Origin of the sequence: Haloarcula amylovorans (assembly GCF_004681185.1) — an archaeon.
In the GTDB taxonomy this organism is placed as follows: domain Archaea; phylum Halobacteriota; class Halobacteria; order Halobacteriales; family Haloarculaceae; genus Haloarcula; species Haloarcula amylovorans.
The window spans coordinates 1,360,035-1,384,749 of record NZ_SRIF01000001.1 but is presented as its reverse complement, the minus strand read 5'-3'; the positions used below and the strand labels follow the sequence as shown (position 1 = coordinate 1,384,749).

The 24,715-nt window shown below is 65.4% G+C and carries 24 protein-coding genes and 1 pseudogene; 21 read left to right on the top strand and 4 right to left on the bottom strand.

Annotated features, from left to right (window positions below; genetic code table 11):
- Nucleotides 1-3: 3 nt before the first annotated feature.
- The 7 genes from E4S61_RS07025 (at nt 4) to E4S61_RS06995 (ending at nt 4,707) form a co-directional block, all read left to right on the top strand.
- Nucleotides 4-204, top strand: coding sequence for a DNA-directed RNA polymerase subunit N (locus tag E4S61_RS07025; protein ID WP_135303169.1), 201 nt, complete (start codon nt 4-6; stop codon nt 202-204).
- The gene (locus E4S61_RS07020) at nt 201-380 is read left to right on the top strand and encodes a DNA-directed RNA polymerase subunit K (protein WP_135303168.1); all 180 of its coding nucleotides are present in this window, start codon (nt 201-203) and stop codon (nt 378-380) included. The genes E4S61_RS07025 and E4S61_RS07020 overlap by 4 nt, the downstream gene beginning before the upstream one ends.
- A complete protein-coding gene (eno, locus tag E4S61_RS07015) occupies nt 377-1,582 on the top strand; it encodes a phosphopyruvate hydratase (protein ID WP_135303167.1) in 1,206 nt (401 codons plus the stop codon). Before E4S61_RS07020 ends, eno begins: the two co-directional genes overlap by 4 nt.
- A complete protein-coding gene (rpsB, locus tag E4S61_RS07010; RefSeq protein WP_135303166.1) occupies nt 1,579-2,373 on the top strand; it encodes a 30S ribosomal protein S2 in 795 nt (264 codons plus the stop codon). The genes eno and rpsB overlap by 4 nt, the downstream gene beginning before the upstream one ends.
- A gap of 110 nt (nt 2,374-2,483) precedes the next feature.
- The gene (locus E4S61_RS07005; RefSeq protein ID WP_135303165.1) at nt 2,484-2,864 is read left to right on the top strand and encodes a DUF5518 domain-containing protein; all 381 of its coding nucleotides are present in this window, start codon (nt 2,484-2,486) and stop codon (nt 2,862-2,864) included.
- A gap of 52 nt (nt 2,865-2,916) precedes the next feature.
- Nucleotides 2,917-3,297, top strand: coding sequence for a DUF5518 domain-containing protein (locus E4S61_RS07000; RefSeq protein WP_135303164.1), 381 nt, complete (start codon nt 2,917-2,919; stop codon nt 3,295-3,297).
- 69 nt (nt 3,298-3,366) lie between these two features.
- Nucleotides 3,367-4,707 carry a cytochrome P450 gene (locus E4S61_RS06995; protein WP_135303163.1) on the top strand — a complete coding sequence of 447 codons (1,341 nt, stop codon included), beginning with the start codon at nt 3,367-3,369 and terminating at the stop codon, nt 4,705-4,707.
- A 39-nt stretch (nt 4,708-4,746) separates the two neighbouring features.
- On the opposite strand, the gene E4S61_RS06990 is transcribed toward E4S61_RS06995, so the two are convergent.
- Nucleotides 4,747-5,598: a hypothetical protein gene (locus tag E4S61_RS06990; protein WP_135303162.1), complete on the bottom strand. Its 852-nt coding sequence runs from the start codon at nt 5,596-5,598 to the stop codon at nt 4,747-4,749.
- A 162-nt stretch (nt 5,599-5,760) separates the two neighbouring features.
- Between E4S61_RS06990 and mvk the strand changes: the two genes are divergently transcribed.
- From mvk to E4S61_RS06955, 7 genes are all read left to right on the top strand, one after another.
- Nucleotides 5,761-6,744, top strand: coding sequence for a mevalonate kinase (gene mvk, locus E4S61_RS06985; protein WP_135303161.1), 984 nt, complete (start codon nt 5,761-5,763; stop codon nt 6,742-6,744).
- On the top strand, nt 6,741-7,478 hold the full coding sequence (locus tag E4S61_RS06980) for an isopentenyl phosphate kinase (protein WP_135303160.1): 738 nt from the start codon (nt 6,741-6,743) through the stop codon (nt 7,476-7,478). The genes mvk and E4S61_RS06980 overlap by 4 nt, the downstream gene beginning before the upstream one ends.
- Nucleotides 7,479-7,524: 46 nt before the next feature.
- Nucleotides 7,525-8,874, top strand: coding sequence for a hypothetical protein (locus E4S61_RS06975; protein ID WP_135303159.1), 1,350 nt, complete (start codon nt 7,525-7,527; stop codon nt 8,872-8,874).
- 267 nt (nt 8,875-9,141) lie between these two features.
- A complete protein-coding gene (locus tag E4S61_RS06970) occupies nt 9,142-10,488 on the top strand; it encodes a ribonuclease J (RefSeq protein WP_135303158.1) in 1,347 nt (448 codons plus the stop codon).
- Between the two features lie 4 nt (nt 10,489-10,492).
- Nucleotides 10,493-11,533: a geranylfarnesyl diphosphate synthase gene (idsA3, locus tag E4S61_RS06965; protein ID WP_135303157.1), complete on the top strand. Its 1,041-nt coding sequence runs from the start codon at nt 10,493-10,495 to the stop codon at nt 11,531-11,533.
- An 84-nt stretch (nt 11,534-11,617) separates the two neighbouring features.
- The gene (locus tag E4S61_RS06960) at nt 11,618-11,905 is read left to right on the top strand and encodes a GYD domain-containing protein (protein WP_135303156.1); all 288 of its coding nucleotides are present in this window, start codon (nt 11,618-11,620) and stop codon (nt 11,903-11,905) included.
- Between the two features lie 101 nt (nt 11,906-12,006).
- Complete coding sequence (locus tag E4S61_RS06955) at nt 12,007-12,942, top strand: ArsA family ATPase (RefSeq protein ID WP_135303155.1); 936 nt, start codon at nt 12,007-12,009, stop codon at nt 12,940-12,942.
- Nucleotides 12,943-13,311: 369 nt separating this feature from the next.
- On the opposite strand, the pseudogene E4S61_RS06950 reads toward E4S61_RS06955, so the two are convergent.
- Together E4S61_RS06950 and E4S61_RS06945 are read right to left on the bottom strand one after the other, a co-directional pair.
- A pseudogene (locus E4S61_RS06950) lies at nt 13,312-14,190 on the bottom strand (complex I NDUFA9 subunit family protein); the annotation flags it as partial.
- Nucleotides 14,191-14,265: 75 nt separating this feature from the next.
- A complete protein-coding gene (locus E4S61_RS06945) occupies nt 14,266-15,048 on the bottom strand; it encodes a helix-turn-helix transcriptional regulator (RefSeq protein WP_135303153.1) in 783 nt (260 codons plus the stop codon).
- Between the two features lie 115 nt (nt 15,049-15,163).
- Here E4S61_RS06945 and E4S61_RS06940 point away from each other — a divergent pair, with 115 nt between their 5' ends.
- On the top strand, nt 15,164-16,897 hold the full coding sequence (locus E4S61_RS06940; RefSeq protein WP_135303301.1) for a glutamate--tRNA ligase: 1,734 nt from the start codon (nt 15,164-15,166) through the stop codon (nt 16,895-16,897).
- On the opposite strand, the gene E4S61_RS06935 is transcribed toward E4S61_RS06940, so the two are convergent.
- Nucleotides 16,898-18,283, bottom strand: a complete 1,386-nt coding sequence (locus tag E4S61_RS06935; protein ID WP_135303152.1) for a PAS domain-containing sensor histidine kinase — start codon at nt 18,281-18,283, stop codon at nt 16,898-16,900.
- A gap of 294 nt (nt 18,284-18,577) precedes the next feature.
- Here E4S61_RS06935 and E4S61_RS06930 point away from each other — a divergent pair, with 294 nt between their 5' ends.
- The 6 genes from E4S61_RS06930 to E4S61_RS06905 all read left to right on the top strand — a co-directional run bounded on the left by E4S61_RS06930 (nt 18,578) and on the right by E4S61_RS06905 (nt 24,666).
- Nucleotides 18,578-19,600, top strand: coding sequence for an alpha/beta hydrolase (locus tag E4S61_RS06930; RefSeq protein WP_135303151.1), 1,023 nt, complete (start codon nt 18,578-18,580; stop codon nt 19,598-19,600).
- Nucleotides 19,601-19,650: 50 nt separating this feature from the next.
- Nucleotides 19,651-19,980 carry a 4Fe-4S dicluster domain-containing protein gene (locus E4S61_RS06925; RefSeq protein WP_135303150.1) on the top strand — a complete coding sequence of 110 codons (330 nt, stop codon included), beginning with the start codon at nt 19,651-19,653 and terminating at the stop codon, nt 19,978-19,980.
- A gap of 153 nt (nt 19,981-20,133) precedes the next feature.
- Nucleotides 20,134-20,988, top strand: coding sequence for an electron transfer flavoprotein subunit beta/FixA family protein (locus E4S61_RS06920; RefSeq protein WP_135303149.1), 855 nt, complete (start codon nt 20,134-20,136; stop codon nt 20,986-20,988).
- Between the two features lie 2 nt (nt 20,989-20,990).
- A complete protein-coding gene (locus E4S61_RS06915; RefSeq protein WP_135303148.1) occupies nt 20,991-22,649 on the top strand; it encodes an electron transfer flavoprotein subunit alpha/FixB family protein in 1,659 nt (552 codons plus the stop codon).
- Nucleotides 22,642-24,300 (top strand): FAD-dependent monooxygenase, encoded by a 1,659-nt coding sequence (locus E4S61_RS06910; protein WP_135303147.1) that lies wholly within the window; start codon nt 22,642-22,644, stop codon nt 24,298-24,300. Before E4S61_RS06915 ends, E4S61_RS06910 begins: the two co-directional genes overlap by 8 nt.
- A 3-nt stretch (nt 24,301-24,303) precedes the next feature.
- Nucleotides 24,304-24,666, top strand: a complete 363-nt coding sequence (locus E4S61_RS06905; RefSeq protein WP_135303146.1) for a hypothetical protein — start codon at nt 24,304-24,306, stop codon at nt 24,664-24,666.
- Nucleotides 24,667-24,715: the final 49 nt, after the last annotated feature.

Below are 24,715 nucleotides of genomic sequence, written 5' to 3'. Positions count from 1 at the left end.
AGCATGATGGTACCGGTCCGGTGTTTCACCTGCGGCAACGTCGTCGGCGAGCACTGGGAGGAGTTCAAGGCCCGCACCCGCGAAGCCGAGGATCCCGAGGACCCGGAGAAGGTCCTCGACGAACTCGGCGTCGAGCGGCACTGCTGTCGCCGGATGCTCGTCTCGCACAAGGACCTCGTCGACATCGTGGCTCCGTACCAATGAACGCACAGGAAAGCCGATACGAGAAGGCCCGCAAACTCGGCGCGCGAGCGCTGCAGTTGGCCCACGGTGCGCCCGTGCTCATCGAAACGGAACACACCCAGCCGATCCTCATCGCGGCCGAGGAGTACGACGCCGGTGTGCTCCCCTTCACCGTCAAACGAGGCGACCACAAATGACCCTAATCACTGACGTTCGACTCCGCCGCGTCCTCGACTCGCGTGGGAACGCGACCGTCGAAGCCGACGTCCTCACCGAGAGTGGGGGCTTCGGCCGCGGCAAGGCACCGAGCGGCGCAAGTACCGGCGAGTACGAGGCCATCGAACTGCCGGCTCAGGAGGCCATCGCGAACGCTCGCGACGACGCTCTCCCGCGCCTCATCGGCGAAGTTCACGCCGGCAATCAGCGTGACGTCGACGCGGCGCTCCGCGCCGCCGACGGGTCTGATGACTTCTCCGAAATCGGGGCAAACTCGGCCGTCGCCATCTCGATGGCGGCCGCCAAGGCCGGTGCCGACGTGCTGGGCGCACCGCTGTTCCAGCATCTCGGCGGCACCTTCCGTGGCAACGAGTACCCGACGCCGCTCGGTAACATCATCGGCGGCGGCGAACACGCCGCGGACGCAACGAACATTCAGGAGTTCCTGGCGGCACCCGTCGGCGCGCCGAGCGTCGAAGAGGCGGTCTTCGCCAACGCCGCGGTCCACCAGGAAGTCCACGACATCCTCGCAGAGCGCGACCTGCCCGCGGGCAAGGGCGATGAGGGCGCGTGGGCTCCTTCCGTCTCGGACGACGAAGCATTCGAAATCATGAACGAGGCCGTCGAGACGACGGCCGACGACTTCGGTTTCGCGATCGCCTTCGGTCTCGACGTCGCCGGTGCCGAGCTGTACGACGACGAGGAGGACGGCTACGTCTACGACGACGGCGTCAAGTCCACCGAGGAACAGATCGAGTACATCGCCGAGAAGGTTGAGGAGTACGACCTCGTCTACGTCGAGGACCCCCTCGACGAGAACGATTACGAGGCCTTCGCCGACCTGACCGACCGCGTCGGCGACCAGACGCTCGTCTGCGGTGACGACCTGTTCGTCACGAACGTCGAGCGACTGGAGGCCGGCATCGCCGCCGGTGCGGGCAACTCCATCCTCATCAAGCCGAACCAGATCGGGACGCTCACCGACGCGGTGGACGCTATCGAGCTGGCGACCCGGAACGGCTACGAGTCCGTCGTCTCCCACCGGAGCGGCGAGACCGAGGACACCACCATCGCACACCTCGCCGTGGCGACCGGCGCGCCGTTCATCAAGACGGGCGCGGTCGGTGGCGAGCGCACAGCCAAGCTGAACGAACTCATCCGTATCGAGGACAACGCAGTATGAGCGGGAACGAAAAAGAGGGTCTCGACGCGTCCGAGTCCGACTTCGACCCGTCCGAGGAGGACGACGAAGCGGCCGACGCCGAGCCCGAGACGGAAGCCGAACAGCCCGCCGACGCCGCCGACGAGGCGGCCGAGGCCGAGACAGAAGAAGCGGAAACCGAAGACGCCGGACCGCAGCTAGACGAGGACGTCATGCCCGACGAGCAGTCGGAGGCGGACCTCCTCATCCCCGTCGAGGACTATCTCGGCGCCGGTGTCCATATCGGGACCCAGCAAAAGACCAAGGACATGGAGCGGTTCATCCACCGCGTCCGTGACGACGGGCTTTACGTGCTGGACGTCTCGATGACCGACCAGCGCATCCGCACGGCTGCGGACTTCCTGGCCAACTACGAGCCTGAGCAGATTCTCGTGGCCTCGTCGCGCCAGTACGGCCGGTTCCCGGCCGAGAAGTTCGCCGAAGCCGTCGGCGCTCGCGCCCGCACGGGTCGATTCATCCCGGGCACGCTAACGAACCCGGACTACGACGGCTACATCGAACCGGACGTCGTGGTCGTCACCGACCCCATCGGCGACGCACAGGCCGTCAAGGAGGCCATCACGGTCGGCATCCCGGTCATCGCCATGTGTGACTCCAACAACACCACGTCCAACGTGGACCTGGTCGTCCCGACGAACAACAAGGGGCGAAAGGCGCTGTCGGTCGTCTACTGGCTGCTGGCCAACGAGACGCTCGACCGCCGCGGTGCTGAGCCGTCCTACGGACTCGACGACTTCGAGTCCGATATCTGAGTTCGCGCGTTCGCTTCGTTTTCGCGGCTCACCGCTTCGAGGAGTGGCGACGCTCGCTTTGTCCCCGCTACAGCACAAAACATACCAGACACCCCCGAGTAGCGGGAGCGATGGCAGAACAAGATACCCTCCTCAACGCGGTCATCGGCGCAGTCGCGACAGCTCTGCTCAGTTCTTTCGTCCCCTTCGCCCCGGTCTTCGGCGGTGTGCTCGCTGGGTACCTCCAAGGCGGCGACCGAAACGACGGTCTGCGTGTCGGCGTCGTCTCCGGCCTCATCGGACTCGTGTTCTCGGCGATAGTCGCCGTATTCGTTTTCGTCGTCCTCTTCGGCCTCGTCCTCAGCGGCGGGATGCCGGTCGGGTTCGGCGCGTTCAGCTTCGTCTTCCTCATCGTCATCGGTCTGTTCTCAGCCGTCTACATCGTCGGGCTGAGTGCGCTGGGCGGCTGGCTGGGCAACTACGTGAAGTACGAGACGGACATCGGCAACTGAGGCGCGCTGGCGGGCAATTATATTACGGTTCCACGCAACAGCGAGAGGTGAGATGCGCGAGACGCTGATGGACGCGGGATGGGGCGCGCTCGTGACGCTCGTTCTCTCGATGATACCGTTTTCGTCGTTCGTCGGTGGTGCGGTGGCAGCACACCGGCACGGCAGTGGCTACGCGACGGGCCTGTGGATTGGGATGCTCGCCGGAATCGCGGCGATGGTACCGTTACTAGTGTTGTTCGTCCCGGCGCTGTACGTCGCCAGCGTCCTCGGATTTGGGATCTCTCCGTCGTCGCCAGCCTACGACCTCTTCCTGGGGCTCGTGTTTGGGTTCTTCCTCGCGTACACGGTCGGTCTGAGCGCTGTCGGCGGCCTCGGCGGGGCGTGGACGCGACGGCACACCGACTGGAATCTGGACCCGAACCGCTGGCTCTGAGGAGATGCTTCGGTAAGCAGCGACACGGTTTGGCAGTCGATTCAAACGTGTCCAGTCCTAACCGCCGCTATGTCGAAGACCCCGCCGGGACCGAAAGGGGAACCGCTGTTCGGGAGCAGCCGAACGTACGCTAACGACCCGTTTCGGTTCATCTCGGCGCTGGAGACGGCTTACGGCGACGTGGCCCGGTTCGATATGGGGCCGATGGACACGCTGATGCTCTGTGACCCGACGGCGATCGAGCGGGTGCTGGTCTCGGAGGCCGATCGGTTCCGGAAGCCGGATTTCCAGGGGGACGCGCTCGGCGACTTACTCGGCGAGGGACTGCTGTTGAGCGAGGGCGAGACGTGGGAACAGCAGCGCCGACTGGGCAATCCGGCGTTCTCGATGGGGCGGCTGGCCGGGATGGCAGACCGCATCACGGACCACGCCGAAGACCGCATCGCGGGGTGGGAGACGGGCGACGTCGTCGATATCGAACAGTCGATGACGCGGGTGACACTGGACGTGATCCTCGACCTGATGATGGGTGTCGAACTCTCCGAACAGCGGGTCCGGACTATCGAGGAGCAACTCGTCCCGCTGGGCCAGCGCTTCGAACCCGACCCGATCAGGTTCGCCGCGCCCGACTGGATGCCGATGCCCGACGACGCCGAGTTCGCCAGTGCCGTCGAGACGCTTGACGAGGTCCTAGGCGACATCATCGCCGTCCGCGAGGAGAACGTCGGGACCGACGCCGACGGGCCGATGGACTTCCTCTCGGTGCTCATTCGGGCACGCGACGACGGGAAGCAGACGGCCGAGCAGTTACGCGACGAGATGATGACCATGCTGCTCGCGGGCCACGACACGACGGCGCTGACGCTCACCTACACGTGGTTCCTGCTGTCGGAACATCCCGAAGCCGAACAGAAGGTCCACGCGGAACTCGACGAAGTCGTCGGCGACGAGCGACCGGGGATGGAACACGTCCGTGAACTCGACTATCTGGAGCGAGTGATCCAGGAGGCGATGCGACTGTATCCGCCGGTATACACCATCTTCCGTGAGCCAACAGAAGACGTGGAGTTGTCCAGCTATTCGGTCGAAGCGGGGACGACGCTGATGCTCCCCCAGTGGGGCGTCCACCGCTCGGCCCGCTTTTACGACGACCCGGAAACGTTCGACCCTGACCGCTGGCGGCCCGAGCGAGCGAACGAACGGCCTCGCTTCGCGTACTTCCCGTTCGGTGGCGGGCCACGACACTGTATTGGCAAGCACCTCGCCATGCTGGAAGCGCAACTCATCACCGCGACGACGGCCCAGCGATACCGACTCGACTTCCAAGGCGAGACGCCGCTGGAACTCATGCCATCGCTGACCGCCCACCCGCGACAGGAGATGTCGATGCGAGTGGAAAAACGGGACTAGTCGGCCGGGAGCGACGAGAGAAACGGCCCGTTCGAGCGCTCACCAGTCCGTCGAGACGTCCGATACGTCGATGTCTCGCTCGGCGATGACGTGGCCGCGAATCCGTAGCGGTATCGATTCGGCCTCGTTCGTCGTGTAACTCGTGTCGATGTCGAGCGACGCCGACATCGACTCGCCGGCGGCGACGGTTCGTTCGACGACGTGTGATTCGTCGTCGTCCGCGATGCGCTTCGTCGGCCAGTAGACGGCCGCGAGGAATCGACCGTTCGTCTCGGCGACGTTCGTCGCCGAGAGCGATACTGACAACTGCTCGCCTTGCGAGACCGATTCGGGGACGGTCAGACTATCGAGTTCGAACCGGAGGGCCGAGGCAGCGAGCGTCTCCGTTGCGCCGTCCGGGAGCGACCATTCGGTGTCCTCACCGTCGCGTCGGATTCGCGGGTTCGACGCCGACAGCGGCGACGGCAGAGTGAACGCGAGATACGGTCGCTCGATGCCCGCGACGGAGTGGTTTCTGGCCCCAGCGGTCTTGGGCAGTCCGGGGTCCCACGAGTCAGCATCGGTCTCTAGTGAGAAGCCGTCGGTCGAGGCGTCCTGTGGTCCCTGTATCGAGGCAACGACGTACTGCGTTTCGCTGGCCGTGAGCACGCCGCCCGACCCCATCGTGGATTCGTATCTGATGGCCTTTCGAACGACGATGTCTCCGACGGAGGGCGTCGTGTCGGTTTGTGTCCCGGAGGGTCGTTCGGTGGGCGAGTCGGTTGTGGTCTCGCTCGGTGGGGATTCGGTCTGGTTCGGCGTTTCGGCCGTGTTTGCGGGCGACTCCGAGAGACACCCAGCGAGTCCGGCGAGGCACGTTCCACACGAGGCGAGCAGTCGGCGGCGGTTCATACCCAATCGTTTCGAGTGTCACTAAAAGTGCTTTCAGAAGGCTGAAAAACGGCTTTTACCGTCACCCCATTACGTGTCTTCCCGAAACGCGAGCGAACTGCCGCGTCGAACCCGGAATCTCGCTCCGAAAACGCCTAACCCTCTCCAGATAGACGAACGAGTATGGTTACGTCGAGTGCCCCCGGAAAGGTATATCTATTCGGGGAACACGCAGTCGTCTACGGTGAGCCGGCGGTCCCGTGTGCCATCGAGCGCCGGGCGCGGGTGACGGCCACCGAGCGAGAAGATGGGTTGCGCGTGCACGCGGAGGACCTCAAACTCGACGGCTTCACCGTCGAGTACGATGGCGACGGCGATGCCCGCCCGGACGTCGAAGCGGAGCGACCGCTCGTCGAGGCGGCGATGGGCTACGTCAACGAAGCGGTCTCGCAGGTCCGGGAGGCCACGGACACTCCGGATGCGGGCTTCGAGATACAGATAGAGAGCGATATTCCGTTGGGAGCGGGGCTCGGCTCGTCGGCGGCGGTCGTGGTCGCGGCCATCGACGCCGCGACGCGGGAGTTGGGCGTTTCGCTCTCCCCTCGCGAAATTGCCGACAGAGCGTATCAGGTCGAGTCGGCGGTACAGGACGGACAGGCCTCGCGCGCCGATACGTTCTGTTCGGCCGTCGGCGGCGCGGTCCGTGTCGAGGGCGACGACTGCCGAACACTCGACGGGATCGGCAATCTACCGTTCGTTATCGGGTTCGACGGTGGGGCCGGCGATACCGGGGCGCTCGTCGCCGGTGTCCGCCGACTTCGGGAGGAACACGACTTCGCGGCCGACACCGTCAGAGCGATCGGTGATGTCGTCCGCGAAGGAGAGAATGTCCTCGGCACGGACGATTACGAGTCGCTGGGGGAGCTGATGAACTTCAACCACGGGCTGTTGTCGGCGCTTGGCGTCTCCTCGCGGTCGTTGGATACGATGGTGTGGGCCGCCAGAGACGCCGGCGCGGTCGGTGCGAAACTCACCGGGGCCGGCGGCGGTGGCTGTATCGTTGCGCTGGACGAGGGCGACGACGCCCTCACCGCGCTGAAGTACACGCCGGGGTGTGAGGACGCGTTCCGGGCGGAGCTAGACACCGAGGGAGTCCGGCAGGAATGACCGTCGTCCTCAAACTCGGCGGGAGCGTCGTCACCGAGAAGGACGAACCGGAGACAGTCGACGACGCGGCGCTTTCGGCCGCAGCGGATGCCGTCGCCGCCGCGGACGAGAAGCTCGTCGTGGTCCACGGCGGGGGGAGCTTCGGCCACCACCACGCCGCGGAGTACGGCGTCAGCACGACCAAAGGGACCCACGACGTTGCCGGCGTACAGGCGATTCACAGCGCGATGAAGCGACTGAACGCGCGGGTCGTCGCCTCGCTAACCGACCGAGACGTTCCGGCAGTCCCGGTCCATCCGTTCTCAGCGGGCCACCGCGACGCCGACGGGTCGCTCTCGCTGCCGACTGGACAGGTCGAGACGCTGCTCGGCGAGGGGTTCGTACCGGTGCTTCACGGTGACCTCGTCGCTCACGAAGGCGAGGGGGCCACCGTCCTCAGCGGCGACGAACTCGTCGTCGAACTCGCAGCCGCTGTGGACGCGACTCGGGTCGGCGTCTGCTCGACGGTCTCGGGTGTGCTCTCCGAATCGGGAGACGTAATCGAGCGAATCGCGGCGTTCGAGGACGTCGCGGCGGCCCTCGGTGGCAGCGACGCGACGGACGTCTCCGGTGGGATGGCCGGGAAGGTTCGGGCGTTGCTCGAATTAGAGAGTCCGGCCCACATTTTCGGTCCCGACGCCCTTCCCGCGTTCGTTGCCGGGGAATCGCCAGGGACGACCATCGACGCTGAGTGATACTGCCGGCGTAACCTATTTGACCGACGTTGGTTATTGTCGTACAATGTCTGCTGTTAGCTTATTGGACGTTTACCGATACGGCACGCGTTTCGTCGGGTACTTTCTCGTCGTGAGCGTCGTCGGCGGCGTGTTCGTCGGTATCGGCATGGTCCTCGGCGCGTCGAGTGCGACCTCCACCGCAGTCGAGACGAATCGTGCGCTCTTAGGTGTCGCCGTCGCCGGGGTCGGCGTCCTCCTCACGCTGTCGGGCCTATTTGGACTCGCCCACAAACTCGTCGCCGATGCGACGCGGGTGGGTGCCGCCGCTGCCGTAGCGGCGACGGGCGGGGAATCGGCCACCGAGCGAGTCGAGGACGAATCGAGCGACGAGCCTGTGACCACTGACGAGGCCGCGACCGACGGCGAGACGACGGCCGACGAGCGTCAGCCCGCGGACGCGGCGACCGCTGCGACCGGTGCGGCGGCCGGTGGGACCGTGGCGACCGCCGATAGCAATGAGACGCCAACCCAGCAATCGGCGACACAGCCGCCTGCCGAGGACCCCGCCGATCCCGTGGGCGTCAACCGACCAGGCGAAGGGCGAGGTGGCTCGGGACCGGGTTCGACGGAGCCCGAGACGACAGACGCGGCGCAGGAACCGGAACAGTCGTCGTCAGCAGCTGCGACCGGAACCGAGGACGAGACGACGACTCCGGGCCAAGAGTCAGTTCCGGACCAGCAGACGGACGCCAACATTGGCGTTCCGGGGGCCGAAGCCACCGACGACACCCCGTCGAGCACGGCGACTGCCACCGAGGCTGAGGACACCGGCGCGGAACCGACGGGTGAGCCCGACGACGGGAGTATCTTCGGCGGACCGACGACGGACGCCCAGCGCGACATGGTCGGGGAAGGGGCGGCACACGAGGAGAACGAGCCGACTTCGGCGGAGAGTGAGGAACCACAGGAGTGGTCGCCACCGGACCCGACGGAGTTCGAGCCGCGCGAGGCGACGGACGCGAAAACGGCCGAAACGGGCGCTGACGGGGCCGGGGACGACGACGCACCCGGCTTCGCTGACTGGAGCACCGAGAGCCAGCCCGACTCAACCGGGGGCACGGACGCGACGGGAGACCGGGGCGAACCTGATGACGGACCGCGGACGACGGACGATCTGTTCGGCGAGGAGACCGGTGAGGGGAGCGATCTGTTCGAGCGCGCGCCCGCCGAGGAGACGCAGGCCGGGGACGACTCGGAGGTGGCGGACGCGCGCGATATGGAGACGAGCGAGACGGTCGAAGACACATCCGCCCAATCGAGCGACGAGGACGACTCTGAGACCGCTGGCAGTACCCGCGGGTTCGATGTCGACTCGGACAGCGACCCGCTATCGGACGCGCTGGACGACGAGTGAGCGGACAGAACCCACATCGTTTTAAGAAGCCGCGTTGTACTGCCGCGTAACCGAGCGCACGGCCGCCCGCGACTCGCGGTTCGGCGGCCGGCAGACGACGGGGGAAAAGTCGTCGGGACGTGAGTCCCTTCCACTACGGGAACCGAGGCTACGGGTCTACCCTGGCTGGCCTCGCCACCCATCGGAATCGAGACGCCGTTTCGGCGGTTACCGTCGTCGCCACCACCAACCGCGTGCTCGCGGCCGGCTCCACTCGGAGCTACAACCATGGAAGTCGAAATTGCAACAATTGGCGGTTACGAGGCTGTAGGCCGACAGATGACGGCCGTCCGTGCGGGGGACGACGTCGTCATCTTCGACATGGGCCTGAACCTCTCGAAGGTACTGATTCACGACAACGTCGAGACCGAGCGGATGCACTCGCTCGACCTCATCGACATGGGCGCGATTCCGGACGACCGCGTCATGTCCGACCTCGAGGGCGACGTAAAGGCCATCGTGCCGACGCACGGCCACTTAGACCACATCGGCGCGATTTCGAAGCTCGCACACCGATACGACGCACCCATCGTCGCGACGCCCTTCACGATCGAACTCGTCAAACAGCAGATCAAGGGCGAGGAGAAGTTCGGCGTCCAGAACGACCTCCAGAAGATGGAGGCAGGCGAGACGATGCAGATCGGCGAGCGTACCGAACTGGAGTTCGTCAACGTCACCCACTCCATCATCGACGCTATCAACCCCGTCCTCCACACGCCGGAAGGCGCGGTCGTCTACGGGCTGGACAAGCGGATGGACCACACGCCAGTGCTGGGCGACCCCATCGACATGAAGCGCTTCCGCGAAATCGGTCGCGAGGGCGAGGGCGTCCTCTGTTACATCGAGGACTGTACGAACGCCGGTCGGAAGGGCCGAACGCCGTCCGAGTCCGTCGCTCGTCGACACCTCAAGGACGTCATGCAGAGTATCGAGCACTACGACGGCGGGATCGTCGCCACGACGTTCTCGAGCCACATCGCTCGCGTGAAGAGCCTCGTCGAGTTCGCCGAAGACATCGGCCGACAGCCGGTTCTGCTGGGCCGCTCGATGGAGAAGTACTCCGGTACCGCAGAGCGACTGGACTTCGTGGACTTCCCCGACGACCTGGGGATGTACGGCCACCGCAAGTCCGTCGACCGCACGTTCAAGCGCATCATGAACGAGGGCAAGGAGAACTTCCTGCCCATCGTGACGGGCCACCAGGGCGAACCGCGCGCGATGCTCACTCGTATGGGCCGCGGCGAGACGCCCTACGAACTGGACGACGGCGACAAGGTCCTCTTCTCGGCCCGGGTCATCCCGGAACCGACGAACGAGGGGCAGCGCTACCAGTCCGAGAAACTGCTGGGCATGCAGGGCGCTCGCATCTACGACGACATCCACGTTTCAGGCCACCTTCGAGAGGAAGGCCACTACGAGATGCTCCAGGCACTTCAGCCACAGCACGTCATTCCCGCTCACCAGAGCCTCAAAGGGTTCGCACCGTACGTGGACCTCGCCGAGAACCAGGGCTACAAGGTCGGCCGCGACCTACACGTTACCCGAAACGGTAACATGATCCAACTCACCGAGTAGAGTGATGTCCGAACGCCATCAGCAGGTCGAAGCAGCCATCCTCGCCCGGCGAGAGCGGGTCAACGAGGCGCTTCCGGAGGAACTCCCGGTCACGCGACCGGAACATCTCTACGAGGCGACCCGGTACCTGCTGGACGCTGGCGGCAAACGACTCCGACCGACGGTGCTGTTGTTGGTCGCCGAGTCACTGTTAGACGTCGAACCCCTCTCGAAAAACTACCGCGACTTCCCGACGCTAGACGGCGGAGACGCCGACGTGCTGTCGGCGGCCATCGCCATCGAGGTCATACAGACGTTCACGCTCATCCACGACGACATCATGGACGACGACGACCTCCGCCGGGGAGTCCCCGCCGTCCACAAGGAGTACGACCTCTCGACGGCGATTCTGGCCGGCGACACGCTGTACTCGAAGGCCTTCGAATTCCTGCTCGAAACCGGGGCCGCTCCGGAGCGAACCGTCGAGGCGAACAAGCGACTCGCCACGACGTGTACCCGCATCTGTGAGGGGCAGTCGCTGGACATCGAGTTCGAACAGCGCGAGGCGGTCACGCCCGACGAGTATCTGGAGATGGTCGAACTCAAGACGGCCGTGCTGTACGGGGCCGCCGCGTCGATCCCGGCGACCCTGCTCGGGGCGGACCAGGAGACGGTCACGGCGCTGTACAATCACGGACTGGACGTGGGCCGGGCGTTCCAGATTCAGGACGACCTGCTGGACCTGACGACGCCCTCGGAGAAACTTGGCAAACAGCGCGGGTCGGACCTCGTCGAGAACAAGCAGACGCTCGTGACGCTACACGCACGCCAGCAGGGCGTCGACGTGGCGAACCTCGTCGACACCGACTCCGTCGAGGACGTCTCCGAAGCCGAAATCGACGACGCCGTTGCCCGGCTTCGCGAAGCGGGATCGATCGAGTACGCACAGGACCGAGCACAGGATCTCGTCCAGAGCGGCAAGGAGAACCTCGAAGTGCTCCCCGACAACGAGGCCCGCGAGTTGCTGGACGGCATCGCCAACTATCTCGTCGAGCGCGAGTACTGACAGCCGGAACCGTTCCCCGTCGTCTTTATATCGGGGCGCGTATCGGGCAACAAGCCTATAATCGGGACACGTCAGGCATCGACTATGCCGACGTACTCGGTCCTGGCCGACGTGAACGAACAGGAGATACAGAACGCACAGGAACTCGTGAGCATCTGGGGCGAGGTCCAACAGGACATCGAGGAGTTCGGTGGGACGCTCCTCGATAGTTACGCGCTAGCGGGCAGTTACGACTTCCTGCTCATATTCGAAGTACCCGACGAGGACACCGTCATTCAGGCCTCCATCGCCATCGAGCGGTACGGACTGGACACGGAGACGATGCGGGCGATCCCGACCGACCAATTCGGCGAACTCGTCCAGGACATCTAAGCGGCGTAGTCCACAGCCGGGTCCTCGCAGCTATTTTCCATCGGATTTTGACTTCCGCTTTCCGGCACGGAGTTAAACGGTTTCGGTCCCAACTGTCTATCGTGACACGGTTCGTCCTCTACGGCGGGAAAGGCGGGGTCGGCAAGACCACCGTCGCGGCGGCGACCGGGCTGCGATTGGCAAGAGACGGGTACGAGACGTTAGTCGTGTCGACAGACCCGGCCCATTCGCTCGCCGACTCTTTCGACGCTGCCCTCGGTGGCGACCCAACCGAGATACGCGAGAATCTCTGGGGCGTCGAGGTGGACCCGCAGGCGGGCGTCGACCGCTATCGCGTACTGTTCGAGGCGCTGGCCGACGAGCTAGACGACGCCGGCATCCGCCTCGACGAGGAGGACGTAGCGACGCTGTTCACCTCTGGCGTCATGCCAGGCAGCGACGAACTCGCCGCGCTGGAGGGGCTCGCCACCTACGTCGACAGCGACCGCTGGGACCGGGTGGTGTTCGATACCGCGCCGACGGGTCACACGCTCAGGCTCCTCGACCTGCCGTCGGTCCTCGACCGCGGGATGGCAACGGCGCTTGATTTACGCGACCAGGTGCGGCGGAAAGTCGACGCCACGCGGACGATGCTGTTCGGGCCGATGGGACGCAAGCGACGCGAGGAGCACGACGACTTCACCGAGATGCGAGAGCGGATGGAGCGAGTGGGAACAACTCTCAGAGACCCCGAACAGACCGAGTTCCGCGTCGTCACGATTCCGGAGACGATGGCGGTCCGCGAGAGCGAGCGACTCGTCGAGCGACTGGGCGAGTTCGAGATTCCGGTGACGACGCTCGTCGTGAACAAGGTCATCGAAGAGCCAGGTGACTGCGAGCGCTGTCTCGGGAAACAGGCTGTCCAAGCGGACGCTATCGCCGCACTCCGAGCGTCGCTGTCGGACCTCGACGTGTGGACGGTGCCCGACGAACCCGGCGAAGTGACAGGACTGGAGACGCTCGAACGAGTCGGCGCGCATCTCGACAAACGAAGGTGAGGGCGACAGCCGCCGGTCGGGAGCGGCCTAGCCACGGCGGGGGCCGACGGCCGAGCGGACCGACCTCCCGAGCCACGTCAGCACGACGGCACAGGCGAAGTACGTCATCAGCAGGCCGACGTAGTACAGCGCCGAACTGTGACCGATTCCCAGCAGAGACTCCGCCCCGTAGACGACGTTCTCCAGCCCCCAGGGGGCATCGTAGACGAACATCGTCAGGAGGTAGGTCGGGACGTAGAGGGCAATCGCCAGCGGGGAGCCGGTCAGCGACGGAAGGGAGGCCGAGAGTGCGAAGTACGCGAAGAGGGCGAGCGTTGCCGGTCGGGTCAGGAGACTCCGGCGACGGTCGCTGTGATGCTCGCTGCCTTCGTCGAGGTACTCCTCGAAGGACCGGAGGTCGGCCTCGGTGCGGCCGAAGGCGGTCACGTCGTTGGCGGTGACGGTGTTGTCGAACTTGAGCGAGCGGTACTGGTCGGGACCCATCGGGAAACCGGGAACGCTCCCGCCGACAGTCAGCCCAATTTTGGCGAGCGTCATCGGGACGGGCAGGACGCGAAGTGGCTTCCCGTCGGCGCGATAGATAGTGCGAGCTACGTCCGCGAGCGTTAGCACCTCGGGACCACCGAGTTCGTACGTCTCGCCGACGTGGGACGCGTCGGCGACACAGTCGGTGAGCATCCCCGCGAGGTCCTCGACCCAGATGGGCTGAAAGCGGGTCTTCCCGCCGCCGGGGAGTCCCGTGACGTACGGCGTCGTCAGCAGGCGCGTGAAGGAGACGAACTCGCCGCCGTCGCCGAAAACGACGGAGGGACGGACGATGGTCCAGTCGAGTGCCGAGTCGCGGACGACGGCCTCGGCGTTCCCTTTCGCTCGGATGTAGTGCGTCGCGCCGTCGGGGTCGGTACCGAGCGCGCTCAACTGGACGAAGCGGTCGACGCCGTGGCATTCGGCGGCGGCGACAGCGTTCTCGGTCCCGCCGAGATGGACTCTCTCGTGCATCTCGCTTCCCCCGTCGGGTTCGAACAGCGGCGAGAGCGCGACGAGGTTCACGACGGCGTCCTGTCCGTCGAAGGCTGGGGCGAGCGAGTCCGGATCGGTCACGTCGCCTGCGACCGTTCGCACGCCGTCGGTGAGGGCGGTCGCGTCAGGGGAGCGAGCCAGCGCTGTCACGTCGTGGCCTCGGTCGACCAACTGGGCGGCGAGGCGACGACCGACGAAGCCGGTGCCGCCGAGGAGGAGGATTCGCATACGAGTCGAGATACTGCACAGGGAGAGTTTACGTCACCTACCGTCGGGCGTGACACCCCCTGTCACCGCGGCCACTCAGGAACGGAGCGCGTCCAGACCCGACACCGACTCGCTGCGCTCGCGGTGGCGCTCGAAACAGTCCGTCGCCCACGCGTAGAGCTCTGGGTCAGTCCCATCGGCGCAGGCGTGAAGTTGCCCGCTCTCGTCGTAGGCGAGCAAGAGGACGCGGTCGTCGGTCAGCGTCAGGCCGAACGAGATAGGGTCCGGACTATGGTACAGCGTGAACGGCGGGACGCTGACGACGGTCGCGAACTCCGCGGGGTTCTTCTCCCGAGCGCGATTGATGGTCGGCCCGTCGAGGACGAGTTCCGTCTCGATGCCCGCGAGGACCAACTCGGCGTGAGCGTCGTGGAACAGGCGGCTCAACACCGGCGAAATCATCCGAACGTGGGAGGTGTCGGCCGACTCGACGGTACTCACGTAGTGGCTGACCGGGGCCTGCGGCTGGTCGGGCTCGGCGACGACGAGCGTCGCGTCCGCGAGCAGGCTCGGCTCCGGAGCCGCGTCTACAGGTAGGTGTGCGTAGAGAGCGTCGTTGTCGCCGATAGCCGCGAGCGCGTCCACGTACTCGCGGTGACGGCGCGTGACCAGCAGTCCCGTCGTCGTCAGGCGGTAGTCGCCGTCGCGCTTCTCGACCCACCCGCGGTCGGCGAAGGCGGCCAGATTTCGCTGGACGCTCCGCCGGGACTGCTCCAAGTCGTCGGCAAGGTCGCGGGGGGACCCTGGTGTCTCGCGGAGGTGCTCTAAGAGCGCTAACCGGTCGGGCGAGTCCGCGAGGAACTGTGCGGTGTCGGTCATGTACGATGACTGCGATGGCCGCGAAAATAACGATGGCGGGAAGCCCGCTGGAGAAACCGACGAGCGACCGGACGAACCCGACGCCGTTTTGACCGGGGCGGTGTCAGAGACGAGCATGGACGACGCGCTACGCCAGCGTATCGAGGAGGCCGCCGAGACGAACGCCCTCCTCAACGCGGTCAAACACGACAGCGAGGCACAGGTCGGGGCCATCATGGGGCCGCTCATGGGCGAGAACCCGGAGTTCCGCGAGTACGGCGACGAGATTCCAGCCATCATCTCGCCGGTGGTAGACCGGGTCAACGGCATGGATACCGAGGCTCGCCGCGAGCGACTCGCGGAGCTCGCCCCCGAGAAACTCGAAGAACTCGAAGCGGCGGACGAGGGCGAGGAGCACCCGCTTCCGGACCTGCCGAACGCCGACGAATACGACACCGTGCGGATGCGCGTCGCCCCAAACCCCAACGGCCCGTGGCACATCGGCCACGCCCGGATGGCCGCCGTCATCGGGACGTACAAGGAGCGCTACGAGGGCGAGTTCGTCTGCCGGTTCGACGACACCGACCCGGAGACCAAGCGCCCGGACCTCGATGCCTACGACGCCATCCTCGACGCGATCGACTACCTCGGTTTCGAACCCGACGCCGTCTATCGCGCCAGCGACCGCGTGGAGACGTACTACGACCACGCGCGGGACCTCATCGACCTCGGCGGGGCCTACACCTGCTCGTGCCCGCAGGGGGAGTTCTCCGACATGAAAAACAGCGGCGAGGCCTGTCCCCACCGCGAGAAGGACGCCGAGACGGTGCTCGACGAGTTCGAGGCGATGGTCGACGGCGAGTACGAGAGCGGCGAGATGGTCCTGCGCGTGCGGACCGACATCACACACAAGAACCCCGCGCTGCGGGACTTCGTCGCCTTCCGGATGATCGACACACCCCATCCCCGAGAGGCGGCCGAACAGTACCGCTGCTGGCCGATGCTCGACTTCCAGAGCGGCGTCGACGATTACCTGCTCGGCGTCACGCACATCATTCGCGGCATCGACCTGCAGGACTCGGCGAAGCGCCAGCAGTTCGTCTACGACTACTTCGACTGGGAGTACCCCGAGGTCATCCACTGGGGCCACGTGCAAGTCGACGAGTACGACGTGAAGATGTCCACCTCGACCATCTCGGAACTCATCGCCGAGGGCGAACTCGACGGGTGGGACGACCCGCGCGCACCGACGGTCGCCAGTCTTCGCCGGCGCGGCATCCGCGGCGAGGCGCTGGTCGACGCGATGGTCGAACTCGGAACCTCTACCTCGAACGTCGACCTCGCCATGTCCTCGGTGTACGCCAACAACCGCGACCTGATAGACGACGCTACTGACCGCGCGTTCTTCGTCCGCGATGGCGACGAGTACGGCGGACTGGTCGAGCGAGAGGTCGTCGGCGGTCCCGACGTCGGCGAACCGCCGTTCCATCCCGACCACGAGGACCGAGGCAGACGCGAGATTCCGGTCGCGGGCGGCGTCGTCGTCGAGGGCGACGACCTGCCCGGCCACGGCGAGCGAGTCTGGCTGAAGGGCTACGGTTGCGTTCGTCACACCCGCGACGCCTTCGAGTACGTCGGTGACGACATCACGGCGGTTCGCGAGGAGGGCGTCGACGTGGTCCACTGGGCACCGGCAGACGGCCCCGAACTTCGCCTACGGACGATGGACGGCGACGTGACAGGCATCGCAGAGCCGGGCGTCCTCGAGTACGACGCCGACGACATGCTCCAGTTCGAGCGCATCGGCTTCGCCCGCGTGGACGCGATTGCCCCCGAGGGCGAGTCCGTCGCGTACTTCGCGCATCCCTGATCAGGTCGTTCGTTCTACGCCGGTGAACTCGAAGCGTGCGCCGCCGTCCTCGCTCTCGGTGAGCGTCACGTCCCAGTCGTGGGCGTCGGCGATGGTGTCGACGATGGCGAGGCCGAACCCGGTGCCGTCGCCGACGGTCGTGTAGCCGGATTCGAACACCGCGTCGCGTTGGTCTTCGGGGATACCGGGACCGTCGTCTGCGACGTAGAATCCATCTTCGAGCTCGCCGACGGTGACGGTGACCGGTGACTCGTCGGTGCTGCCGTGTTCCAGCGCGTTTCGAAAGAGGTTCTCAAGTAGTTCGGTCAGCCGACCAGGATCACAGAGGACGGTCCGTGATGTCTCGATCGAACAGGTCGCCTCCTCGGTGAGGACGCCGTTCCACGCGCCTTGCGCGACGATGCGGAGATTGACGATTTCGGTGTCTTCGATGTCCTGTCCCTCTCGGGCCAGCGTGAGCGTGTCCTCGATGAGCGTCTCCATCCGCTCTAAGGCGCCGCCGATGGAGTCGAGACGGTCCTCGACCGACGGCGCGGCCTCTTGCCTGGCGAGTTCGAGACTCCCGGATGCGACCTGTAACGGGTTCCGGAGGTCGTGGCTGACGATGCTGGCGAACTCGTCTAAGCGTTCGTTTTGCTCTTGGAGTTGCTCCTCGCGGGCCTTCTGTTCGGAGATGTCCGCGATGATGGCGACGCTACCGAGGATGTCGCCGTGTTCGCCCCGAATCGGGGCGATGGAGACGCTCACGTCGATAGTGTGGCCCCCGCGGTGTCGGAGTTTCGTCTCGACGCCGGTGAGGCGGTCCCCGTCGAGCACTCGCTCGTGGCGACGTTGTAGTTCGGCCCGATGGTCGATCGGGAGGACGGAGAGCGGTTCGCCACAGATCTCGTTCGTCGACCACCCGAACAGCGACTCCGCGGCGGGATTCCACACGTCGACGACGCCCGCCTCGTTCGCGGCGACGATCGCGAGCGGCGACGCCTCGATGAGTGTTTGGAGGCGTTCGCGCACCTCCGCCAACTCGGATTCGAGGCGACTTCGGCGGGAGACGTCGCTGACCACGCCCACCCATTTCGATTCGTCTTCTGCCGTCGTGAGCGGCGTCACCGATACCTCACATGGGATCTCGTCCCCTGACGGTCCCAGTATCGCGACCGTCTGCTTCGAGTCCGTCGCTGGCGGTTCCGTCGCTCGACTCTCCCCGAAGACAGTCGCGACTGACTCGCCGACGAGCGTCGCCTCGTCCCGGCCCGTGAGTTCGACGAACGCGTCGTTGACCCTGACGAACCGGCCTTCGTCGTCTGCGAGGTACACCGGCTGGTCGAGTGATTCGAAGACGGCTTCGTACTGTAGCGAGTGCCGTTCGTCGGTCTCGCAGTCCGTCATCGGCCCTCCTGAGTACTGCTGTCCGGCACGGGGCGCTCCATAGCGCCGCCTCGCCTGCGCATCGCTGGGTCGAGAGAGGGACGGAGGACGACGGCTACGGCGAAGCGCAGCGGAACGAACCGGATTCGCATTTCAGCTACGTATATGCCATTATCGAACTTTGTTCTATCGGCCCATTATCAACATTTGATTGATGGCTACCGAAATTCGGGGCGATGAGAGGAGACTGTTACTGTCGTTGAAAACGGTAGATGGTGATTAGACTCGGGCAGTGACGACCAGCCGTGGAGAGTAATGAGCTACTACTGTCCGCCAATCACAGTTACTTCTCGGCCGCTCCCCGACGCGTTTTTACCGCCGACGGACGCAGTGACCGACGTGACAGCGAACACCGACGCGACGGTGACGGTCGAGCGAGACATCCCGTTTCGGGAAGTCGACGGACGGACGCTACTACTCGACCGCTACGAGGCGACGGCGGCGAGCGGGCCGAAACCCGTGGCCATCCTCGTCCGCGGCGGCGCGTTCCGCTACGGCGACAAGGGCGAGTTCTCCCGGCACGCCATCGACCTCGCCGCCGAGGGCTACGTCGTCGTCGAACCGCAGTACCGACTGGCCCCGGAGTGGACGTTTCCGGCACCGCTCGTGGACGTGAAAGCCGCAATCGAGTGGTGTCGCGCCGAGGGAGTCAGCGGCGATCCGCAGGGCGTCGTCGCCGTCGGGCACTCCGCGGGCGCGAGTCTGGTCCTCTTGGCGGCGGCGACCGCCGACGAACCCGGCTTCGAACCGGAGCGCTATCCGGGGGCGTCCTCGGCACTGGACGCCGTCGTCGGCTACTCTGGTATCTACGACTTCCGGGCGTTAGGTATCGAAGACGGAGACCACGAACTCGCGGCGTACCTCGGCGGCGGCCCCGAGGAGATTCCCGAGGCGTACGACCTCGCTTCGCCGGTCGGACAGGTCGACGCGGCGATGCCGCCGACGCTGTTGCTCCACGGCGAGGACGACGACGTCGTGCCGCTACAGCAATCGGAACTCATGGCCGAGGCGCTGACGCCGCTCACCGATGTCGACTACGAACCGGTTCCGGGCGGCCACGCCTTCCCGTTCCACGGTGGGTTCTACGACGACGTGTACGACCGAACCGCCGCGTTCCTCGGTCAGCACGCCGGCGTCGCGGCAGGGCCGGGGAGCGGTCCCGACGAGCGACTCTCAGGAGGCGGTGGTCCCGACAGGCAGTCGCCCGGCGGTGGCCCCAGCGGCGGGAAACCGCCAGTGGACGACCCGACCGTCGGCCCGAATCGCCGCGGGAACTGACACGTGCGGTCGAAACTTTAAGTACCATCGACGAGTGGTGTTAGATACCAATGACCATAGACCCCGAGTTCGAAGACAACCGCGAAGTCGTCGAGCAACACGACGGCCACGACGTGTGGGGGCCCGTAGAGGAACCGGAGACGCTGGGCATCCACGGCACACACGTCGCCGTCGACTTTGACATCTGCATCGCCGACGGCGCGTGCTTAGAGGACTGTCCCGTCGACGTCTTCGAGTGGGTGGACACGCCCGACCATCCCGAGAGCGAGATAAAGGCCGACCCGGCCCACGAAGACCAGTGTATCGACTGTATGCTGTGTGTCGACGTCTGTCCGGTGGACGCCATCGATGTCGACCCCGGGCGCGCAGGCCGTATCTGAGCGTTCGCCGACAGTTTCACGGACTGTGTTCTCCGTTCGTGTGAGTCGATGGTAGCGGTTAGTTACTCGCTACCCGTCGCCGACCGATATTATCACGAACATACATTTATATTCGACCCGCTTTGAGGTACGTTCACGAGGGTCGTGAGATATATGCACACAGTAGTTCTGACGAAGGGCGTCCCGGACTTTCGTGAGGGGAAAGTCTCCTTCGACGAGGACGGGCACCTAGAGCGCGGCAAGACACCGACGGTGATGAACCCGAACGACAAACACGCGCTCCGTGCGGCGTTCCAAACCAGCGTGCGCAACGGCGGGCACGTCACGCTGATGAGCATGGGACCGCCGGGCTATCAGGAGGTGTTACAGGAGGGGATGGCCGACGTCTACGCCGACGACCTCTATCTTCTCTCTGACCGGGAGATGGGCGCGGCCGACACTTGGGCCACGGCGATGACCGTCGCGTCAGGCATCGAGAAGTTAGAGACACAGCCCGACCTCGTGTTCGCGGGGTTCAAGACGGCTGACGGGGAGACGGGCCACACCGGGCCACAGACGGCCTACTGTCTCGGCTGGCCCATCGTCACGCACGTCATCTCGCTGGACATCGACGAAGACGAGGAGCTGTTGCGGGCCAAGCGGTTGGTCGACGGCGACGTCACCGAGATCGAGACGGTCGAAGCGCCGCTCCCGTGTTTCGTCGTCGCGGACCCGGAGTTCGAACCGACCTACCGGAAGGCGACCCACCGCCTCGAACACAAGGACCGCCGCGAACAGACACAGGAACGGGCCGAAGACTACGAGGACGTTCTCACAGTCTGGGACCACGAGGACCTCAACCTCGACCCGGACTATATCGGGCTGGACGGGTCGCCGACCATCGTGGCTGGCGTCGACCCCATCCCGAAAGCGCCCTCCGAACGGGAGGCGACGGATGTCGACGGCGACGATCCGGCCGATCTGGAACCGGTACTGGACGAAATCGCGCCGTACGCGACAGGTGACTGACTATGCCCGAGATAGACCCCACAGAACACGAGATCGCCGAGCTGGGACCGAAGATCAAGGACGTCGACGACGCCGACGAACTGCGCGAGATGCTGGAACTCGAAGAATCGGGCGAGGACCGCGTGCCGGTGAAGACGCTCATCGAGGACCGCATCGAGAAACTCGAAGCGGAAGACGACGGAGAACTCGACCCCGAGAGCGTCGACCTCTCGGAGATGACCGTCGCGGACATCGCCAACATGGTCCGGGACATCGACGACGCGGCTGTCTTAGCAGACATCCTCGAACGCGAACGCGAGGGAAAGGACCGCTCGTCGGCCATCACGCAGATCGAGAACCGCATCGAGTCCATCGAAGGCAGCGAGGAAGACGAGGACGTGGAAGTCGAGTACGTCCCGCCAGAGGAGAAGTACCCCGAACTCGACCATCCGACCAACGACAAGCAGTGGATCGAGGGGACCGTCGGCGCGGAGTACCGCGACATGTGGGTCTACTGCGAGACCCAGGCCGGGGAACTGGTCGACGTCTCGAAGGAGATGCTCGGGAAGGCCCGAGAGCTGATGGACCAGTACAACGAGGATTACGACGAGGAGGAACGTGTCGTCGCAGTCCTCATCGGTGACGAGGCGAGCGACCACGTCGAGGACGTGACCGCCTACGGCGCGGACCTCGTGATCTACCACGAGGACGACCGCTTAGAGCGGTTCCGACACACGCCCTACACGGAGATCGTCACGGACATGTCTCGGGCGGGCGGTGAACTCGCCAGCGAGGGCCACGAGGACGTCGACTGGAAGGACTACCACGAACCGCGTTACACCGTCTTCCCGGCGACGAACAACGGTCGTGACCTCTCGGCACTCGTCCAGGGGGCACTCGACTCCGGACTGGCTTCGGACTGCTCGGGACTGTACATCGAGAACGCGATGATATCGAACCCGGCGAAAGTCGGGAAGGCGGGCGACAAGAAGGAGTTCGAGCGCGTGCTTCACATGAAGCGGCCGGACTTCTCGGGCTTCGAGTACTCGACGATTCTGTGTATCGACAAACCGAACCGGGACTTCCACCCGCAGGGAGCCTCCGTAATTCCGGGGAGCTTCGAGATTCCGGAGCCGGACTACGAGCGCGAGGCGGAGGTAATCGACTACGAGATGGAGTTAGACGACGACTGGTTCCAAGTCGAGGTCACGGAGTTCGACCGCCTCACCGGCGGTGTCGACCTGACGGGCAACGATGTCGTCGTCGCCGTCGGACGGGGCATCGGCGACGACCCCACGAAGGGAATCGAACTCGCGCTGGACCTCGTCGACGCCTTCGACGACGCCGACCTCGGCCTCTCGCGCGGGGTCATCACTTCCTCGTACGCATTCGACAGCCACGTCGAGCAGTACATCACAGAGGAGCGCCAAATCGGCGAATCCGGGCAGGTCGTCGAACCCGACGTCTACATCGCGGCGGGTATCTCCGGCGCGATTCAGCACAAGGTCGGCTGTGACGAGTCCGACACCATCATCGCGATCAACACGAACCCGGACGCCGACATCCGGGACTTCTCGAACTACATGATAGAAGGCGACCTCTTCGAGGTGTTGCCGCGGTTGACGGAGGCGGTCGAAGCGGGTGAACTCGGTGCGGTCATGCAGGAGGCAAGCGATGACTGAACACGAACACTACGAGGCGGTCGTCGTCGGGTGCGGTCCCGGCGGGGCCGCGGCGGCGGTGACATTAGCGCGAAACGGCGTCGAGACGCTCGTCCTCGAACGCGGGGTCGACGCCGGGTCGAAGAACGTCTCGGGCGGACTCATCTACGCCGAGGAGTCTGCGCCGTACACGATAGACGGGTTGTTCCCCGAGTTCCGCGAGGAAGCCACCGAGCGCCCGGTGACGGAGAATTTCATCCACAACATCGCCGGCGACCGGGTGAAGACGTTCGACCTCGGGGGGTTACACCACCACGACACCGCGTGGGCCGACTCGGTCCTCCGGCGGCCGATGGACTCGTGGCTGGCCCAACGTGTCCACGAACGCACGCGGGAGACGGGCGGCGGCCTGTTGACCGACGTCCACGTCACCGGTCTGCTCCGCGAGAAGGGCGAGATCGTCGGCGTGACGAGCGAGGAACTGGACCCCATCGAGGCCGACATCGTTGTCGCCGCCGACGGCGTCAACTCCGAACTCGCCCGCGACGCAGGCCTGATGGACTGGGAGGACCCCGACGAGTGGTTCCAGGGAGTGAAAGCTGTCGCCGAGATGGACCCCGATACCATCGACGAGCGGTTCGACATCGACGACGACGAAGGGGAGGCACACCTGTTCTCGGGCGACCTGTTCGATGGCGTCCGCGGCGGCGGCTTCCTCTACACCAACGAGGCGTCGCTCTCCATCGGGACGGTGTTCCACCTCGACTCGCTGGCCGAGGAGCGGGCCGAACCGCAGGAACTGCTCGACAGCCTGCTCACGCATCCGCTGCTGGCCCAGTGGCTCGGCGACGACTACCACGAACTGGAGTACAGCGCGAAACTCGTCCCGGACTCGAAGAAGGTCGCACACCCCTCGCCGCACGAGGACCGCCTCGTCCTCGTCGGCGACGCCGCCGGACAGATGCAGGCCCAAGGTCCCATCATCAAGGGGATGAACCACGCCGTGACGGCCGGTGCGTTGGCCGCCGAGGCGTTCGCCGACGCTCGTTCGCGGGGCGACCCCCACCGGGCCGGAAAGTTCTACGAGAAGAAACTCCACGACGAAGGCGTGATGGACAAGCTCCGCCCGACCGGCTACGACGTGTTCGGACGGGCGGGTGAAGTCGGCGCGGTCGACGACCTCACGAACAGCGTCGCCGAGTCCGCCGTCGGCCGCTTCGGTATTCGCGCGGCGGGCGGCCTCTTAGAGAAGGCCTACAACTCGCCGACGCTCGTCTCGATGATTCCCGACACGAAACTGCCCTACGTCACGCTCCCGACGGTTATCGCCGAGGAGTTGGGCGACCCGGTGACGGACGTGAACAAGGTCGAACCGCCGGAACTGGACGAGCGCATCGGCGACCTGACCTACGACGTGGGCGAACCGCACATCAAACTCCTCGATAAGTCCTTCGAGGCGTCGGGGACGGCGGTCACCGCCTGTCCGGTCAGCGCGAAGGACTTCGGCGGCGGCTGTTACCGCGACGAGATGGTCCAGACCAACGGCCACGAGGAACACCTCGTGAGCCTCGACACCCAGCCCTGCGTCGAGTGTGGGACCTGCGCTATCGTCGCCGAGACCGAGTGGGAACACCCTGCCGGCGGCAAGGGAGTCGAGTTCAAACAGGGGTAAGTCGTGAGCCAGCACCCTCGGTACGACGAGCGGATTCGCGCGCTCGCACGTGAGGCCGAGGAGACTGCCGAATCGCTCGACCCGGACCCGCCTGACGACGCGCGAGCGATGGACCTGGTTCGCGAGGGCGTGGGGCCGACGGTGGCGCTGTACTGCGAGGCGCGGACTGGCGGGACGTGGGTCCGCTTCGACGACGAGACGTTCGGTCGCCTCGAAACAGCGCTGAACCGCTGGCTCGACTGCTACGCCGCTTGCTACGGCGTTTCCCTCGACGGTAGTTACTCCGTTCGCACGGCTGCGGAACTGCTCGTGGACACGCACGACGCTGCCGCCGTCGCTACGACGCTGACCGGCGTCCCCGAGTAGTAGCTGCTCGTTTCTTCCCACGAGCGTTGTGAATAATCGTGACAAACAG